Raw genomic sequence first — 14,592 nt, 5'->3', positions numbered from 1 at the left:
GTACATCAATTTAATTTTTAACGAGGGAGATATTGAGATGAAAAAATTAGCTGGAAAGGTGGCAATCGTAACTGGCGCATCCAAAGGAATCGGAGCTGCAACCGCCAAAGCGCTCGCGGCCGAAGGAGCGGCAGTCGCGGTCAACTATTCCGTGGGAAAAGAAGGAGCGGAGCGCGTCGCGTCGCAGATCACGAGCGAAGGCGGAAAGGCGATCGCGATTCAGGCTGACGTTTCTAAAGCGGCCGACGTAAAGCGGATGTTCGAAGAGACGAAAAAGGCTCTGGGCTCGGTCGACGTGCTCGTGAACAACGCCGGTGTCTTTCAGTTCGACCGGGTTGAAGCGATCACGGAGAAGGAGTTCCATCGCGAGTTCGATATCAACGTGTTAGGGACGATTCTCGCGACGCAGGAGCCGCTCAAATACTTCCCGAAAACTGGCGGCAGCATCATCAATATCAGTTCGATTGCAAGCGCCAACCCGGTGCCGAATTCTGCGCTCTACTCCGGCACCAAGGGCGCGATCGATTCAATCTCGATGGCGCTGGCAAAAGAACTGGGACCGCGGAACATCCGGGTTAATATCGTGGCGCCGGGGCTGGTCGATACCGAGGGCAACCGGGACAGCGGCTTTGTCGGCAGTGCAGCGGGAGATGCGGGAGCTGCAGCTACCCCGCTCGCGGCAAGATTCGGCAAGCCCGAGGAAATCGTCCCGGTTATTGTTTTTCTCGCGTCAGATGACTCCGCCTGGCTGACAGGGGAAAGAATCAGCTCATCCGGCGGTTTGCACTGAGAGCCGCACGCCTGGAACCCGAAGCTTGACAATCTTACTTGATTTGCTGTACGCCGTAGTAGTTAGTTGCAAGTGAGAGCAGGTTTCGGATGAACCTGAGGACTATCCAACCTTTAAGCCGTCATCTGCTCTTTCCCCGGGGCGTGGTTGTTGGTCGAGTTCCGTGTCGTTGGTCGTACGGGAGTGGCTTATGCGAGAAGTCCGTCTGGTGGATCGAGGGTCGCGTGAGAAGTACTCAGTTCAACGACTCGGCGAGTTCGTCGCGCGATGTCGTAAGCGGGGGATTGCTGTCACACCCCAGCGGCTCGCAGTCATTGGGTCCCTGCTCGCTTCCGAGAACCATCCAAGCACCGACGAGCTCTGTGCGGCAGTACGTCGCAAGCATCCCCACGTATCATTGGCCACAGTCCATCGGATTCTGGAGCAATTTTGCGAAGTGGGAGAGGCGCGCAAGGTAACGCTCCTGCACGATGTTGCGCGCTATGACGGCAACATGGAGCCTCATCACCACGTCCTTTGCGTCCGATGCAGACGGGTACATGACATAGAGATACCCGAAGTGGACAAGCTTCTCGAAGGTACACCCAGCCTGGGAGAGTTCGCACTGCTGCGCTGTTCGCTGGAAATCGAGGCTCTATGCAAACGGTGCCAGCTTGCCGAGAAGCGAACGCCGGCCAAACACCACACCACATCAATCCGAGATCTTTGAATCGGTCCGAGCAAGACGTCTGGGTTAGTAGTTTAGTAGCAAAGAGGAAACAAACGAGACAATTTCCTGAACGAAAATCAGGAGGACAACAAATATGGCAATTGATCACGATCTATCAACCGGCAAATGCCCGGTATCGCCCGGTTCTCGCAGAAACGCGGCGCCTGGAAACCCGACGAATGCGGACTGGTGGCCGAATCAGCTGAACCTGAAGTTCCTGCACCCGCAGTCTCCCTTGGCCGATCCTATGGACAAGGACTTCAACTATGCTGAAGCATTCAAGAGTCTCGACCTGAATGCCGTCATCAAAGACCTTCATGCCTTGATGACGAACTCGCAGGATTGGTGGCCGGCCGACTTTGGCCACTACGGCGGGCTGTTCATTCGTATGGCGTGGCACAGTGCAGGCACGTACCGCATCCACGACGGCCGCGGTGGCGCCGGAGCCGGCCAGCAGCGTTTCGCGCCGCTCAACAGCTGGCCGGACAACGCGAACCTCGATAAGGCGCGCCGGTTGCTCTGGCCGATAAAGGAGAAGTATGGCCGGAAAATCTCCTGGGCCGACTTGATGATTCTTGCGGGCAACGTCGCGTTGGAGTCGATGGGCTTCAAGACCTTCGGCTTCGGCGGCGGGCGCGAGGATGTCTGGGAGCCCGATGAGCTTTACTGGGGGACTGAGCGCAAGTGGCTGGCGGATGAGCGCTACAGCGGCGACCGTGAGCTCGCGCTTCCCTTGGGTGCTGTTCAAATGGGCCTGATTTACGTAAATCCGGAAGGGCCCAATGGAAAACCGGACCCGGTCGCTGCAGCACGGGATATCCGGGAGACGTTCCGCCGCATGGCAATGAACGACGAAGAAACGGTGGCGCTGATTGCCGGCGGTCACACCTTTGGCAAAACCCACGGCGCTGGCGATGCGGCGCTGGTGGGCCCAGAGCCGGAAGCCGCAGGCATCGAGGAGCAGGGCCTTGGCTGGAAGAGCAAATTCGGCACGGGCAAAGCGGGTGACGCGATCACTAGCGGCCTGGAAGTCACCTGGACCACGACGCCAACGAAGTGGAGCAACGACTACTTTAAGCACCTGTTCAGCTATGAATGGGAACTGACCAAGAGCCCGGCCGGTGCGAATCAGTGGCAACCGAAAAATGGCGCAGCTGCCAGTACGGTGCCGGATGCGTATGACAAGTCAAAGCGTCGCGCGCCAGCCATGCTGACCACAGACCTTGCGTTGCGGCTCGACCCGGCTTACGAAAAGATCTCGAGGCGCTTCTACGAAAATCCCCAGCAGTTCGCCGACGCGTTCGCCAAGGCGTGGTATAAGCTGACCCATCGCGACATGGGGCCTCGCTCGCGATACCTTGGCCCGCTTGTCCCCAAGGAGTCCCAGCTATGGCAAGACCCTGTTCCCCCAGTCGATCATGAATTGATCGGGGAGCGAGACATTGCTGCTCTGAAGGCTGAGATCCTCAAATCCGGATTGTCCATCTCCCAACTGGTCGCGACTGCCTGGTCGTCAGCGGCGACGTTCCGCGGATCCGACAAGCGCGGTGGAGCGAACGGGGCCCGGATTCGCCTTGCGCCGCAAAAGGATTGGGAAGTGAACCAGCCGGCCGCGCTGGCGAAGGCGCTGCAGACGCTCGAAGCTATCCAAAAGAAGTTCAACGCTTCACAGTCTGGCGGGAAGAAAGTTTCGCTTGCCGACCTGATCGTTCTTGGCGGCTCCGCAGCCGTCGAGGAAGCTGCGAAAAAGGCCGGGCACGACGTGAAGGTTCCGTTCTCGTCGGGGCGCACGGATGCTTCGCAGGATCAGACCGATGTGACCTCATTCGCCGTACTCGAGCCGACCGCAGACGGGTTTATTAACTACCTCCGGAAAGGAGACCCAATACCGGCGGAGGAACTGCTGGTGGATCGCGCGCAGTTGCTGACGCTGACAGCCCCAGAGATGACAGTTCTCGTCGGTGGCATGCGCGCCCTGAATGCAAACTTTGGGCAGGCCAAACACGGCGTCTTCACCAAGCGGCCAGAAACGCTGACCAACGACTTCTTCGTCAACCTTCTCGACATGAGCACGCAATGGCAGCCGTCCGCTGGCTCGGAAGGCGTGTACGAGGGGCGCGACCGGAGGACCAACGAGGTCAAATGGACCGGCACCAGTGTCGACTTGATCTTCGGCTCGAACTCGCAGCTGCGCGCCCTCGCGGAAGTCTATGCGTGCGCGGATTCGAAGGCGAAGTTTGTGAAAGACTTCGCAGCGGCGTGGACCAAGGTGATGAACCTTGATCGCTTCGACCTCGCCTGATCTCTGCACGGATGTCGAGGCGTATTGTCGCCGTCGTCGGGATTTTCGGGAAACGGGTCTAAACCGGCCTACGGCGCTGCCGCGGACCAGCTTGGAAATGTGTAGGTCGCTCGTGTGTGCCTGGGAACCGAAAAGAGCTGGATTTTACTGGTGGAGCTGACGCGGATCGAACGCGCGACCTCCTGAATGCCATTCAGGCGCTCTCCCAAACTGAGCTACAGCCCCACCGATGGCGAGATTTTTCAGCTAACCGGATACTGCCCGTGGAGTCAACCGACCGGCCGGTTTAATCAAAGCCGTACAGCGCGGCGACGTTGTCCGACGTCATCTGGCGGCGCTCGTCGTCGGGCACGCCTTCGAAGTCGCGCGCTATAACCTCACGCGAATTAGGCCAGGTCGAGTCCGAATGCGGGAAGTCCGACCCCCACATCAGGCTTTTGACGCCGATAAAATGCCGAGCCACCACACCGACGCGATCATCCTGAAAAGTTGCCAGGACCTGACGTCGAAAATAGTAACTGGGCGGATTCGTAATCGTTTCTTTTTCGAGATAGCGATACTTCTCGAAGGAATGGTCCAAGCGCTGGAGAAAATGTGGAATCCATCCGATATCGTTTTCGACCGAGACCAGCCTGAGCTTGGGAAAGCGTTCGAGCACGCCGGCAAAAATAATTTCGGTGAGCGATCGCTCGACTGAGTGGTGCAGCGCGGGGTAGGCCTTCATCACGCTTTGAAAATCGCTGCCGCCGCGCCGCTCAGTCAGGATATGCAAGCTGATCGGCGTTCGCAGATCTTGCGCCGCCGCCCAGAATGGATCGTATGACGGATCGCTGTAGGGACGCTCGACCGGAGCAGCTCCCCAGATCATCGCGCCGCGCAGACCTTTGTTCGCCGCGCGCCGAAGTTCCTCGACTCCGTCGAGCGGATCGTCGAGCGAGACCATCGCGATTCCCGCCAAACGCCGCGGGCCGTGCGCGCAATAGTCGGCCAGCCAGTCGTTGTATGCGCGAAAGCACGCCGCGCGCAGTTCGCCGTCTTCCATTTGGAACAGCCGCATTCCGAGGCTGGGATAGAGCACTTCGCCCGAGACGCCATCGCGCTCCTGGTCTTTGATTCGGAGCTCGGGATCCCACGCGCTGGGGCGGACGCCGGGATAGCCGCCCGCCATTTTTTCGGCGAAGTCCTTTGGATCGACGCCGGCGACGGCGAATCCTGCGACCGGGAACGGGCGCAGTCCTTCGGCTACGAAGAAGTCTCCTTCCCGGTTGCCGGCGTGCTTGATCACGCGCGGCGAACGGTCGAGAAAGCGCTTGTCGATTCGTGCGGTCCAGACATCGGCAGGTTCGATCACGTGCGAATCGGCGGACAGGATTTTGTGACCATCCATGGCGCGACCCTCCCTTGACTCGGTCGGAAGCCTGATCGCCGTTTAGCGCCGTTGGCGAAACGGCGTCAAGCGCGCGTCATTCGCGGGCGCGTTCGAGCAGTTCGCGGGCGGCGCGCCGGAATTTGTCGGAAACTTCGCCGCCGAGCATGCGCGCGATTTCCTCGGTGCGATCGCCGGGTTCAAGAACCGCCACCCGGCTACGTGTCGAGCCGCGCCGCTCCTCTTTTTCGACCGTGAGATGACGGTCCGCAAACGCAGCGATCTGCGCAAGGTGAGTGACGCACAGAATTTGATGAAAGCGCGAGAGTTGTTTCAATTTGCGGCCGACCACCTGCGCGACTGCGCCGCCGATTCCCGCGTCCACCTCGTCGAAAATCATCGTGGCTACGCCGCGGCGTTGCGCCTCGAGCCGCTTGAGCGCGAGCATCACGCGCGAAAGCTCACCGCCCGAGGCGATTCGCAACAAAGGCATCGCAGGCTGACCGACATTCGGCGACAAGTGAAACTCGACGGTGTCGATACCGAACGGACCGAGCGCAGCGTCGCCGTGCGCGAAGCCGGCTTCGTCCGCGGCGAGCGCGCCGAGGCGAGGCTCGAAACCCGGCGAGCGCATCCCGAGCGACTTCAATTCGGCTTCCATCTTGCGGCCGAGGTCGGCGGCGGAGCGTTTGCGAATCGAGGACAGTCTATTCGCGTGCGCGGCGAGTTCGTCGAGCGCCGCCGTCATCGCGGCTTCGACCTGCGCCTTCGACTCGCCGATTCCCTCGAGCTCGCCGATTTCCACCCGCGATCGCTCCAACGTCTCGATAGCCGTGTCGATCGATCCGCCGTATTTTCGCTTGAGGCGCGTAAGTTCCTGAAGACGGTTGTCGATTTCCTCGAGCCGCGCGGGGTCGGCTTCGATGGTCGACGCATATGCGCCCAGCGTGCGCGCCGCTTCTTCGAGATTCGCGCGCGCCGACTTGATCATCTCGAGTGCCTCGTCCAGTTTCGGGTCGAGCGCTGCTGCCTCGACCAGACGCGCTTCGGCTCGCGAAACTGTGTCGGTCGCCGCGCCGTCGGCGCCGTAAAGCGCTTGCTCGGCCTCGAGCGCGGCGGCGGCGAGCTTGCTTGCGTTGGAGAGCACGGTTCGCTCTTGCGACAGCGCTTCATCTTCGCCGCCGACGAGGCTGGCGCGTTCGAGTTCGGTCGCGCGGAACCTTGCGAGTTCCAGCAGATCCGCGCGTTCACGTTCGCGGCGGTTCAGTTCCTGAAGGCGGGACTGGATTTCTTCCGCGCGCGCGTAACGTTCGCGATAGGATGCGAGTTCGTCGTCGAGGTTCGCGTAGCGATCGAGAATCTCGCGATGGCTCTCGGCGCGAAGCAACGAGTGTTGCTCGTGCTGTCCATAGACCTGGACCAACGACGCGCCTATCTTGACCAGGCTCTGCACCGTGGCAAGTTCGCCGTCGATCGTGACTCGCGAGCGTCCGCCGCCCTCGGCGATCACCCTGCGCACGAGCAATTCGCGGCTGCGGCCGTCGCCTTTGCGCGCGGCCAGGTCAGGCATTGCGGCCTCGCCTTCGAGCTCGAACAGTCCCTCGACGACTGCTTCTTTTTCGCCGGAGCGGATCATGTCCGGCGATGCGCGCGAGCCTAGCAGCAACCCAAGCGCGTTCAGGATTATCGTTTTGCCGGCGCCGGTTTCGCCGGAGAGCACATTGAGGCCAGCGCCGAACTCGAGATTGGCTTCCTCGATGATCGCGAAGTTTCGTATATGCAGTTCGAGCAGCATCCGCGACGCGCGCGCTATCCCCAGTGGAGCTTGTCGCGCCAGATTTCGAAATATGGATGAGCGGAGCGGATTAGCGAGACGACGTGGCGTCCCCGGTGAATTTTGATTACGTCGTCCGGCCCCAGTTGGGACGACTCCTGGCCGTCAACGGTGAAGGTCGTATCGTGATCGGGTGCTTTGACGTGAATCTCGATTTCGTATGTGTCGGGCAACACGACGGGACGGTTGCTCAGAGTATGCGGGCAGATTGGCGCGAGCACTATCGCGCCGAGGGTGGGATAGACGATTGGCCCGCCAGCGGCCAGCGCGTATGCGGTCGAGCCCGTGGGAGTTGCGACGATCAATCCGTCGGCGCGATACGAGCAGAAGGCGGTGCGGTTCGCGAATACGTCGAGATCGAGCATCCTGCCGAGTGGGCCTTTGCCGACGACCACGTCATTGAAAGCTTGATACGACTGAGCGAGTTGTTCTGATGCGCGTTCGATGATTGCCTCGAGCATTATCCGCTTGTCGACTTCGTAATCTCCGGCGAGCACGCGTCCGAGGGCGGCTTGCGCTTCCCCGATAGTCACTTCGGTCAGGAAACCGAGTCCGCCGAGATTGACACCGATGATCGGAATTCCCTTCGAGGCCACCAGCCGCGCGACGCCGAGCAGGGTGCCGTCGCCGCCGAGCACCACGATCAGATCGGCACGATCGGCCAGATGATGCCGCTCGACGGCCTCGGCACCGATCTTTTTCGCGGTCTCCGAGTCGGCGATCGGGGTCTTGTGCTTGCTGCGCAGAAAGCGGGTGAGGGTTCGCGCGATGGTGACTGCTTCGGGCCGCTCGCGCTTGACGACGAGGCCGACTGTTTGTATGGAGCGCTTTGCCGACGCCATCAGATGCTCATCATGCGCTGAAATTCTGAGTGACGCGAAAGCATTCGAGGTGCATTCTCAGTCTCACTGAGCAATCCGGGGAACCTTATAAGCGGTGCCGGCCGCAGCCGGATTTTCCTTGCCGTACACTATGGCAACCGAATCGATGTAATAGCCGGTGGCGTCTTCGGAGGTCTGCGCCCGACTGGTGGTTACGACGATCGCATCCGCACCGGTTTCACACGCCTTGCGCTGAACCGCGGGCAGGACGTCTGCCTCACTCGCATAACGGTTTCCCAACGCCTCGACGATCGCGACCTTGCGAAAATCTCTCAACGGCTCATGCCGCAACACCGGCATATTGCAATCAGGCGGCTTGGCGGCGCGGCCCGACGGCTCCACTTCCGAGAGGGTGACCTGCGGTGGCAGCGACAGCACGTGAGCACATCCCACGGCGGCAATCGTCAGCCCGATGATGATCGCGATTCGCACGAGTAATGAAGTATCCACCGATAGGCGTCGCGAGCAAGAGCGGTTACGCCGCTCCGCCCTCGCTTTGGCCGTTCTTTCGTATAAAATCGCGATGCGCTCGCGTCTATCGAGGTGGGCACGCAAAGGCAGTCTCACGATGGCAAACACCCGCAAACCCGGTCGTCCAATGCTCGGCGCGCATATGTCGATCGCCGGCGAAGTTGGCGAGTCTTTGAACCGCGGCAAACAAATCGGTTGCGATTGCATCCAGATCTTCACCAAGTCGTCGCGGCAGTGGGCGTCGAAGCCGTACAGCAAAGAGGAAATCGAAACGTTCAAGCGCAATCGAAGCGCGACCGGCATCGCGACCGTCATCGCGCACGACTCTTACCTGGTGAATCTCGGTGCACCGGATGAAGCTATGCGGCTCAAGTCGGTGAAAGGATTTATCGACGAGCTGCATAGATGCGAGGCCCTTGGCGTTCCGCTTCTGGTCACGCATCCGGGCGCGCACGTCGGCTCGGGCGTCGAGAATGGCATCAAGACGATCGCGAAATCGATCGACGAGGCGCATGCGGCCAGCAAAGGCTTCAACGTCAAGATCGCGCTCGAGATCACAGCCGGTCAAGGCAGTAATTTAGGCCACACGTTTGAGCAGATGGCCCAAATCTTCGACGCCGTCGTCGAGAACGAGCGACTGCGCCTGTGTTTCGATACCGAGCACGCGTTTGCCGCCGGCTACGATATTCGCACTCCTGAAGGATACGAAAATACATTCGGCGAGCTCGACAAATTTGTTGGCCTCAGAAGACTAGCCGCGTTTCATCTGAACGACTCGATCAAGGACTTTCATTCGCGCGTCGATCGCCATCAGCATATCGGAAAAGGGTTTATTGGCCTCGACCCGTTTCGGCGTTTGCTCAACGATCCCCGATTTTTTGGGCTGCCGATGTGCCTGGAGACGCCGAAGGGACCCGAGATGAAAGAGGATATCGAAAATCTGGCAACATTACGCAGTCTGTTCGCCAACTGACTATTTGACAGATGATTAAACGAATACTCACTGGAGACCGTCCAACCTCGCCATTGCATCTCGGCCACTATGTAGGATCGCTGCAAAATCGGGTACGCTTGCAGGAAGAATACGATACCTACTTACTAATGGCCGATGTTCAGGCGCTGACCGACAACTTCGAGCATCCCGAGAAACTCGAGGCGAATATCTTCGAGGTTGCGCTCGACTACCTGGCGGTCGGTATCGATCCGGAAAAAGCGAAGTTCGTGGTACAGTCGATGGTCCCCGAGCTGACCGAGCTGACGATTTATTTCATGAACCTTGTCACCACGGCGACGCTCGAACGCAACCCGACTCTCAAGGACGAAATCAAGCAAAAGAATTTCAGCAAAGCCCTGCCGGTGGGCTTCTACACGTATCCGATTTCGCAGGCTTCCGACATCACGATCTTCAAGGCGCACCTGGTGCCGGTCGGCGAGGATCAGCTCCCAATGATCGAGCAGGCGCGCGAGATCGTGCGCCGCTTCAATCGCATGTACGACAAGGTCCTGATCGAGCCGAAAGCGCTGGTCGGCGCAGTGGCGCGGCTGCCGGGGACGGACGGCGGCGCGAAGATGGGCAAGTCGCTCGGCAATTGTATCTACCTCGGCGACCCGACCGACGTCGTGCGCAAGCGCGTGATGTCGATGTACACCGATCCGACGCGGCTGCATCCGACCGACCCGGGCCACGTCGAAGGCAACCCGGTTTTCACGTACCACGACGTGTTCAATCCGGATAAGGCGGAGGTTGACGATTTGAAGGAGCGCTACCGCAAGGGCACGGTCGGCGACGTCGAGGTCAAGGAGAAGCTGTTCAAGGCGTTGAACGCTGTTCTGGAACCGATTCGCGAGCGCCGTGAGCAGTTCGCGTCGAAGCCGGAGCGCGTACGGGAGATCATCGTCGAGGGTACGCGCAAGGGGCGCGCCGTCGCGAAGGAGACGATGGCCGAAGTGCGCACCGCGATGAAGATCAGTTACAAATTCTAAATCACGTTATTTTAATGTGAAACCCGCGGTGGGTTTCACGCTTCCTTCGGCAGGGGTGACCCCTGCACCCAGTGTTAATACGACTTTGCGAAGTATGCGCGCTCGGTTGCGGATTCTCCGCATACCAGACATTTGCCCGCGATACCGTCATTGGTGAGTGGGATCGCGCGGCAAGTCGCCTTGGTCTCTTCGCGGATTCGTGTCTCGCAGGCTGGATTCCCGCACCAATAGACGTTGGCGAATCCGCCGCCGCCTTCGCCTTCCATGTGTTTGCGGAACACCGCGTAGTCGTCGAAGTTCCGCGTATTGGCGATCATCGCGGCTTTGGCCTGCGCGTATAGACTTTTCTGAGTCTCGCCGAGCAGCGCGCTCACCGTATCCGCGATCGTTGCGAGCGACGCCTTGCTCTTCGATTCCGGCCCCGACTTGTCGCGCCGCGCGATCACTGCTTCCCCCGCGGCGACGTCACGCGGTCCGATCTCGATTCGCACCGGCACCCCGCGCATCTCCCAATCGTTGAACTTGAACCCCGGCGTCATGCCCTCGCGCTCGTCGATGCGCGCGCGGATTCCCGCCTTCGTCAGCGCTTCCAGCGCTGTGCGCGCCGCGGCGAGCACGGTCGCGCCTTCCTCGGGTTTGCGGAAAATCGGCACGATGACTGCCTGCGTCGATGCGACCGTCGGCGGCAGTCGAAGTCCCTGGTCGTCGCCGTGCGTCATCACGATGGCGCCGATTAGCCGCGTCGTCATGCCCCAGCTTGTCTGCCACACGAACTGCATCTGGTTTTGATCGTCGAGGTAGCGCGTCTCGAATGCTTTCGAAAAATTTTGCCCGAGGAAATGGGTGGTGCCGCACTGCAGCGCGCGCCCATCGCCCATCAGACCTTCGATAGTGTAGGTCTCGACCGCGCCTGGAAAACGCTCCGCCGCACTCTTGCGGCCCACGATCAGCGGGATAGCCAGAAACTCCTCGACGAACTTCCGATAGAGTTCGAGTATCATGAGCGTCTCGGCTTCCGCTTCCTCGCGCGAGGCGTGCGCCGTGTGCCCCTCCTGCCAGAGAAACTCCGTGGTGCGTAGGAACATGCGGGTGCGCATTTCCCATCGCACGACGTTGCACCATTGATTGAGCATCATCGGCAAATCGCGATGCGATCTGATCCACTGCGAGAACATATGGTTGATGATCGTCTCGGATGTGGGCCGCACTACCAGCGGCTCTTCCAGCTCCTTGCCGCCGCCGTGCGTGACGACCGCAAGCTCGGGCGCGAAGCCCTCGACGTGTTGCGCCTCTTTTTGCAGGAAGCTCTGCGGGATGAACAGCGGGAAGTACGCGTTGCGCGCGCCGGTTTTCTTGATGCGCTTGTCGAGTTCGTCGCGCAGCGCCTCCCAAATCGCGAAACCGTCGGGACGAAACACGATGCATCCGCGCACCGGCGAGTAGTCCGCCAACTCGGCGCGCAGGCAGATGTCGTTGTACCAGGCGGCGAAATCCTCACTGCGCGGCGTCACCTTCTTGTCGTTTTGCTTTGCCGGTTTTTCCGCCATTCGTCTTGCGTGACGACATTGATTATCGTCAATTGGTACAGTCTCCGGATAAAGTCGCCTCGAATCAACTTAGTCCGGAGCATGCCCGAGGTGAAAGTCATGAAGCTGAGACTCCGAATAGCTGCCGTCGGTCTTGCGCTGGCAACCGCGATCGCGGTGCTGGGCACGGCGTCGGCGCAAAGCGGTGAGAATATTTTCGCCAAGCGGACGATCGAGGTTGACGGCACCGGCGAGACGCGCACGTCTCCTGATACGGCGGATTTGGATCTCGCGATTGATACTCAGGCGAAGACGGCCGAGGAAGCCGCGGCACGGAACGCGGCACTGGCGACCAAGGTGATCGACGCGCTCAAGTCCAAACTCGGCGACAAGGGTAAGATTACCACTGGCGGATATTCGCTGGATCCCCAATACGACCAGCGCCCCAACGCGAAGCCCACGATTATCGGCTACAACGCGCAAAACACGGTGACGCTGAATACCGGCGCGTTGGACCTGGTCGGCGCGCTCATCGATTCCGCGATAGCGGCCGGCGCGAATCGCGTCAACTCGCTCAGTTTCAGTGTCAAGGACGACACCAAGGCGCGTACCGAAGCGATCGCGATCGCAACTCGCGACGCGCATGCTCAGGCCGATGCGCTCGCGTCTGCGCTGAACGTAAAGCTCGGCAAAGTCCTCAAGGCGACCACCGTCTCGCAAGAGCGGCCGATTCCGATTCGCATGGGGCGAGCGATGGCGATGTCGACGAATGTCGCAACGCCGGTCGAACCCGGCGAAGTCACTGTGCCGGCGACGGTTTCTCTCACCTTCGAGATTGAGTAGGTTTTGCTGTTGCGTTATCGACCGATTGCGCAGACGAGGCCAAAATGCTGAAGCCTGGCGATCCCGCTCCACCGTTCGATCTCGAATGCGCACTCGACGGGCGTACCGCCCGCTTGAGCCTCGCGAAGATTCCCTCCGAACTGGTTCTGCTCTTTTTTTATCCGCGCGATTTTTCGTTCATCTGTCCGACCGAAGTCACTGGCTTCAACAATGCGCTGAAGGAGTTCGCCGCCGAGGAGACGTCAATCGTGGGCGTTAGCATCGACAACGTGGACAGCCATCTTCGATGGGCCCGCGAGCTCGGCAGAATCGGCTATCCGATGCTCGCCGACCCCGACGGCAGTCTCGCGCGCGCCTACGGCGTATTCGACGAAAATGAGAAGGTCGCTTTGCGTGCAACGTTCATCCTCGATCGCAAGCGTAAAGTTGCATTCGCCGCATCATGCCCGCTGAACATTGGCCGCAGCGTCAGCGAGACGCTTCGAATCGTGCGCGCGCTCCGCACCGGCCGGCTCTGCCCGGCCGATTGGACTCCGGGCGTCGAGTGCGGTCCAACCGACCGCGAGTTCTAGGGCGAGCTTGGCAACAGTCGATCCCGCGGCAAAACGGCGGCTCTTCGAGCGGCTCTCGAGCATCCGCGAAATCGTATTCGGCGTGCAGGACGGCGTGCTGACGACCGCGGGTGTGCTGTGCGGGCTGAGCGGCGCGGTCTCGCAGCATTCGCAGGTCACGCTCGCTGCGTTGGCCTCCACCGCGGCCGGGGCGCTCTCGATGGCCGCAGGAGCCTACTTGGGCGCGCGCGCGGAAACCGAGGTCCTGCGCGCCGAGCTCGATCTCGTGCGCGCCGACGCCGCCGAAAAGCCGTACACCGTTCAGGAAGGGTTGCTCGACGAGCTGTGCAAGGAAGGACTCAGCCGCGAGGCCGGCTATCGCGTCGTACGCCTGCTCAGCACTTCCCCCAAGGCTCTCGAATCGACCGCCGAGGCGAAGATGTTCGGGTTCAGCGGGCCGACGTTCGGTAGGCCGGCGCTGGACGGAGTCGTGATGGGTATCGCATTCCTCGTCGGCGCGCTCGTTCCGTTGCTGCCATACATGCTGATCACGGTTCCGCGCTACGACCTTGGCGGCGCGCTCGCCGCAACCGCGCTCACCTTGTTTGGTGTGGGATACTTCGAGGGATGGCTTGCGCATCGCCGCGATCGATGGCGGTCGGGCGTGCGCTTTCTTGCAATCGCGATGAGCGCTGCCGCTGCCGGCTATCTGATCGGACTCGCGATCTCGCCACTCGGTGCAACCGCAGGCTAGCCTTGTTCGCGTGAAAATTCCTGCGTACTCATCGCTAGCCGCATTTCTCGCGCACTATCGCGCACTAAAATCAGACGCTGCTCTCAGCGCTGACGACGAGGAGTTGTTCGCAGAAATGTCGACAGTGATCGCGACACTCGCGCCCGAGGCTCGCGCCGCACTCGATTCCACCGAAGACTCCGCCAGCGCTCGACGCCATCGCGCTCGCGCCGAAATCCAGCTTCGCCGCGAGCTTGGCGCGCGCGGGATCCTCGCGGGCTGAACGATGCTCGCTTACCTCGTTCGGCGTATCGTTTTTGGTGCGGCAGTTCTCGTCGGGACTTCAATCATCACGTTCGCGATCGCATTCGTCGTTCCTGCCGATCCCGCGGTCGCGATGGCCGGGGCGAAGGCGGATCCGCAAACTCTCGCAACGATCCGGACCGAATTGGGCCTCGATCAGCCGGTCTACGTCCAGTACGCGCGCTACCTCGACCGCGCGATACACGGCGACCTCGGCCGCTCGTATATCCGGCGCGAGAGCGTGACGACGCTTATCGCCGATCGCTTTCCCGCTACCGCCCTGCTTGCCGGCGCGGCGAT

14 protein-coding genes, 1 tRNA gene and 1 pseudogene are annotated in these 14,592 nt (G+C 60.7%); 10 read left to right on the top strand and 6 right to left on the bottom strand.

Annotated elements, in window-relative coordinates; genetic code table 11:
* The first annotated feature begins 37 nt into the window (after positions 1-37).
* From VIW95_RS04215 to katG, 3 genes are all read left to right on the top strand, one after another.
* On the top strand, positions 38-790 hold the full coding sequence (locus VIW95_RS04215) for a glucose 1-dehydrogenase (RefSeq protein WP_331584166.1): 753 nt from the start codon (positions 38-40) through the stop codon (positions 788-790).
* A 190-nt stretch (positions 791-980) separates the two neighbouring features.
* Entirely contained in the window at positions 981-1,499 is a 519-nt protein-coding gene (locus VIW95_RS17565; protein ID WP_414645266.1) for a Fur family transcriptional regulator, read from the top strand.
* Between the two features lie 94 nt (positions 1,500-1,593).
* Positions 1,594-3,801: a catalase/peroxidase HPI gene (katG, locus tag VIW95_RS04210; protein WP_331584165.1), complete on the top strand. Its 2,208-nt coding sequence runs from the start codon at positions 1,594-1,596 to the stop codon at positions 3,799-3,801.
* 148 nt (positions 3,802-3,949) lie between these two features.
* Here katG and VIW95_RS04205 read toward each other — a convergent pair.
* The 5 genes from VIW95_RS04205 to VIW95_RS04185 all read right to left on the bottom strand — a co-directional run bounded on the left by VIW95_RS04205 (position 3,950) and on the right by VIW95_RS04185 (position 8,332).
* Positions 3,950-4,026 (bottom strand) — tRNA-Ala (locus VIW95_RS04205).
* A gap of 61 nt (positions 4,027-4,087) precedes the next feature.
* The gene (locus VIW95_RS04200) at positions 4,088-5,188 is read right to left on the bottom strand and encodes an amidohydrolase family protein (protein WP_331584164.1); all 1,101 of its coding nucleotides are present in this window, start codon (positions 5,186-5,188) and stop codon (positions 4,088-4,090) included.
* Positions 5,189-5,264: 76 nt separating this feature from the next.
* Positions 5,265-6,962 (bottom strand): DNA repair protein RecN, encoded by a 1,698-nt coding sequence (gene recN, locus VIW95_RS04195; protein WP_331584163.1) that lies wholly within the window; start codon positions 6,960-6,962, stop codon positions 5,265-5,267.
* A 14-nt stretch (positions 6,963-6,976) separates the two neighbouring features.
* Complete coding sequence (locus VIW95_RS04190) at positions 6,977-7,843, bottom strand: NAD(+)/NADH kinase (RefSeq protein ID WP_331584162.1); 867 nt, start codon at positions 7,841-7,843, stop codon at positions 6,977-6,979.
* A gap of 63 nt (positions 7,844-7,906) precedes the next feature.
* Positions 7,907-8,332, bottom strand: a complete 426-nt coding sequence (locus tag VIW95_RS04185) for a hypothetical protein (protein ID WP_331584161.1) — start codon at positions 8,330-8,332, stop codon at positions 7,907-7,909.
* A gap of 118 nt (positions 8,333-8,450) precedes the next feature.
* Here VIW95_RS04185 and VIW95_RS04180 point away from each other — a divergent pair, with 118 nt between their 5' ends.
* Both VIW95_RS04180 and trpS read left to right on the top strand, forming a co-directional pair.
* Positions 8,451-9,326: a deoxyribonuclease IV gene (locus VIW95_RS04180; RefSeq protein ID WP_331584160.1), complete on the top strand. Its 876-nt coding sequence runs from the start codon at positions 8,451-8,453 to the stop codon at positions 9,324-9,326.
* Between the two features lie 11 nt (positions 9,327-9,337).
* The gene (gene trpS / locus VIW95_RS04175) at positions 9,338-10,336 is read left to right on the top strand and encodes a tryptophan--tRNA ligase (RefSeq protein ID WP_331584159.1); all 999 of its coding nucleotides are present in this window, start codon (positions 9,338-9,340) and stop codon (positions 10,334-10,336) included.
* 74 nt (positions 10,337-10,410) lie between these two features.
* Here trpS and proS read toward each other — a convergent pair whose 3' ends face one another.
* Complete coding sequence (proS, locus tag VIW95_RS04170; RefSeq protein ID WP_331584158.1) at positions 10,411-11,883, bottom strand: proline--tRNA ligase; 1,473 nt, start codon at positions 11,881-11,883, stop codon at positions 10,411-10,413.
* A 99-nt stretch (positions 11,884-11,982) separates the two neighbouring features.
* On the opposite strand from proS, the gene VIW95_RS04165 reads away from it, so the two are divergent.
* From VIW95_RS04165 to VIW95_RS04145, 5 genes and pseudogenes are all read left to right on the top strand, one after another.
* The gene (locus tag VIW95_RS04165) at positions 11,983-12,705 is read left to right on the top strand and encodes an SIMPL domain-containing protein (protein WP_331584157.1); all 723 of its coding nucleotides are present in this window, start codon (positions 11,983-11,985) and stop codon (positions 12,703-12,705) included.
* 44 nt (positions 12,706-12,749) lie between these two features.
* A complete protein-coding gene (locus VIW95_RS04160; RefSeq protein ID WP_331584156.1) occupies positions 12,750-13,277 on the top strand; it encodes a peroxiredoxin in 528 nt (175 codons plus the stop codon).
* A 7-nt stretch (positions 13,278-13,284) separates the two neighbouring features.
* On the top strand, positions 13,285-14,010 hold the full coding sequence (locus VIW95_RS04155) for a VIT1/CCC1 transporter family protein (RefSeq protein WP_331584155.1): 726 nt from the start codon (positions 13,285-13,287) through the stop codon (positions 14,008-14,010).
* 115 nt (positions 14,011-14,125) lie between these two features.
* Positions 14,126-14,272 (top strand): hypothetical protein, encoded by a 147-nt coding sequence (locus VIW95_RS04150; protein WP_331584154.1) that lies wholly within the window; start codon positions 14,126-14,128, stop codon positions 14,270-14,272.
* Between the two features lie 3 nt (positions 14,273-14,275).
* Positions 14,276-14,592 (top strand): annotated as a pseudogene (locus VIW95_RS04145) (ABC transporter permease); the annotation flags it as partial.

The organism is Binatus sp. (SeqCode) (assembly GCF_036522015.1).
Taxonomy (GTDB): Bacteria; Desulfobacterota; Binatia; order Binatales; family Binataceae; genus Binatus.
This window is presented reverse-complemented; position numbering and strand designations above follow the sequence as displayed.

Bases quoted from the DNA above. Each gene is read 5' to 3' on its own strand.
- VIW95_RS04215 (WP_331584166.1), top strand. From the start codon at position 38: ATGAAAAAATTAGCTGGAAAGGTGGCAATCGTAACTGGCGCATCCAAA.
- VIW95_RS17565 (WP_414645266.1), top strand. From the start codon at position 981: ATGCGAGAAGTCCGTCTGGTGGATCGAGGGTCGCGTGAGAAGTACTCA.
- katG (WP_331584165.1), top strand. From the start codon at position 1,594: ATGGCAATTGATCACGATCTATCAACCGGCAAATGCCCGGTATCGCCC.
- VIW95_RS04200 (WP_331584164.1), bottom strand. From the start codon at position 5,188: ATGGATGGTCACAAAATCCTGTCCGCCGATTCGCACGTGATCGAACCT.
- recN (WP_331584163.1), bottom strand. From the start codon at position 6,962: ATGCTGCTCGAACTGCATATACGAAACTTCGCGATCATCGAGGAAGCC.
- VIW95_RS04190 (WP_331584162.1), bottom strand. From the start codon at position 7,843: ATGGCGTCGGCAAAGCGCTCCATACAAACAGTCGGCCTCGTCGTCAAG.
- VIW95_RS04180 (WP_331584160.1), top strand. From the start codon at position 8,451: ATGGCAAACACCCGCAAACCCGGTCGTCCAATGCTCGGCGCGCATATG.
- trpS (WP_331584159.1), top strand. From the start codon at position 9,338: ATGATTAAACGAATACTCACTGGAGACCGTCCAACCTCGCCATTGCAT.
- proS (WP_331584158.1), bottom strand. From the start codon at position 11,883: ATGGCGGAAAAACCGGCAAAGCAAAACGACAAGAAGGTGACGCCGCGC.
- VIW95_RS04165 (WP_331584157.1), top strand. From the start codon at position 11,983: ATGAAGCTGAGACTCCGAATAGCTGCCGTCGGTCTTGCGCTGGCAACC.
- VIW95_RS04160 (WP_331584156.1), top strand. From the start codon at position 12,750: ATGCTGAAGCCTGGCGATCCCGCTCCACCGTTCGATCTCGAATGCGCA.
- VIW95_RS04150 (WP_331584154.1), top strand. From the start codon at position 14,126: ATGTCGACAGTGATCGCGACACTCGCGCCCGAGGCTCGCGCCGCACTC.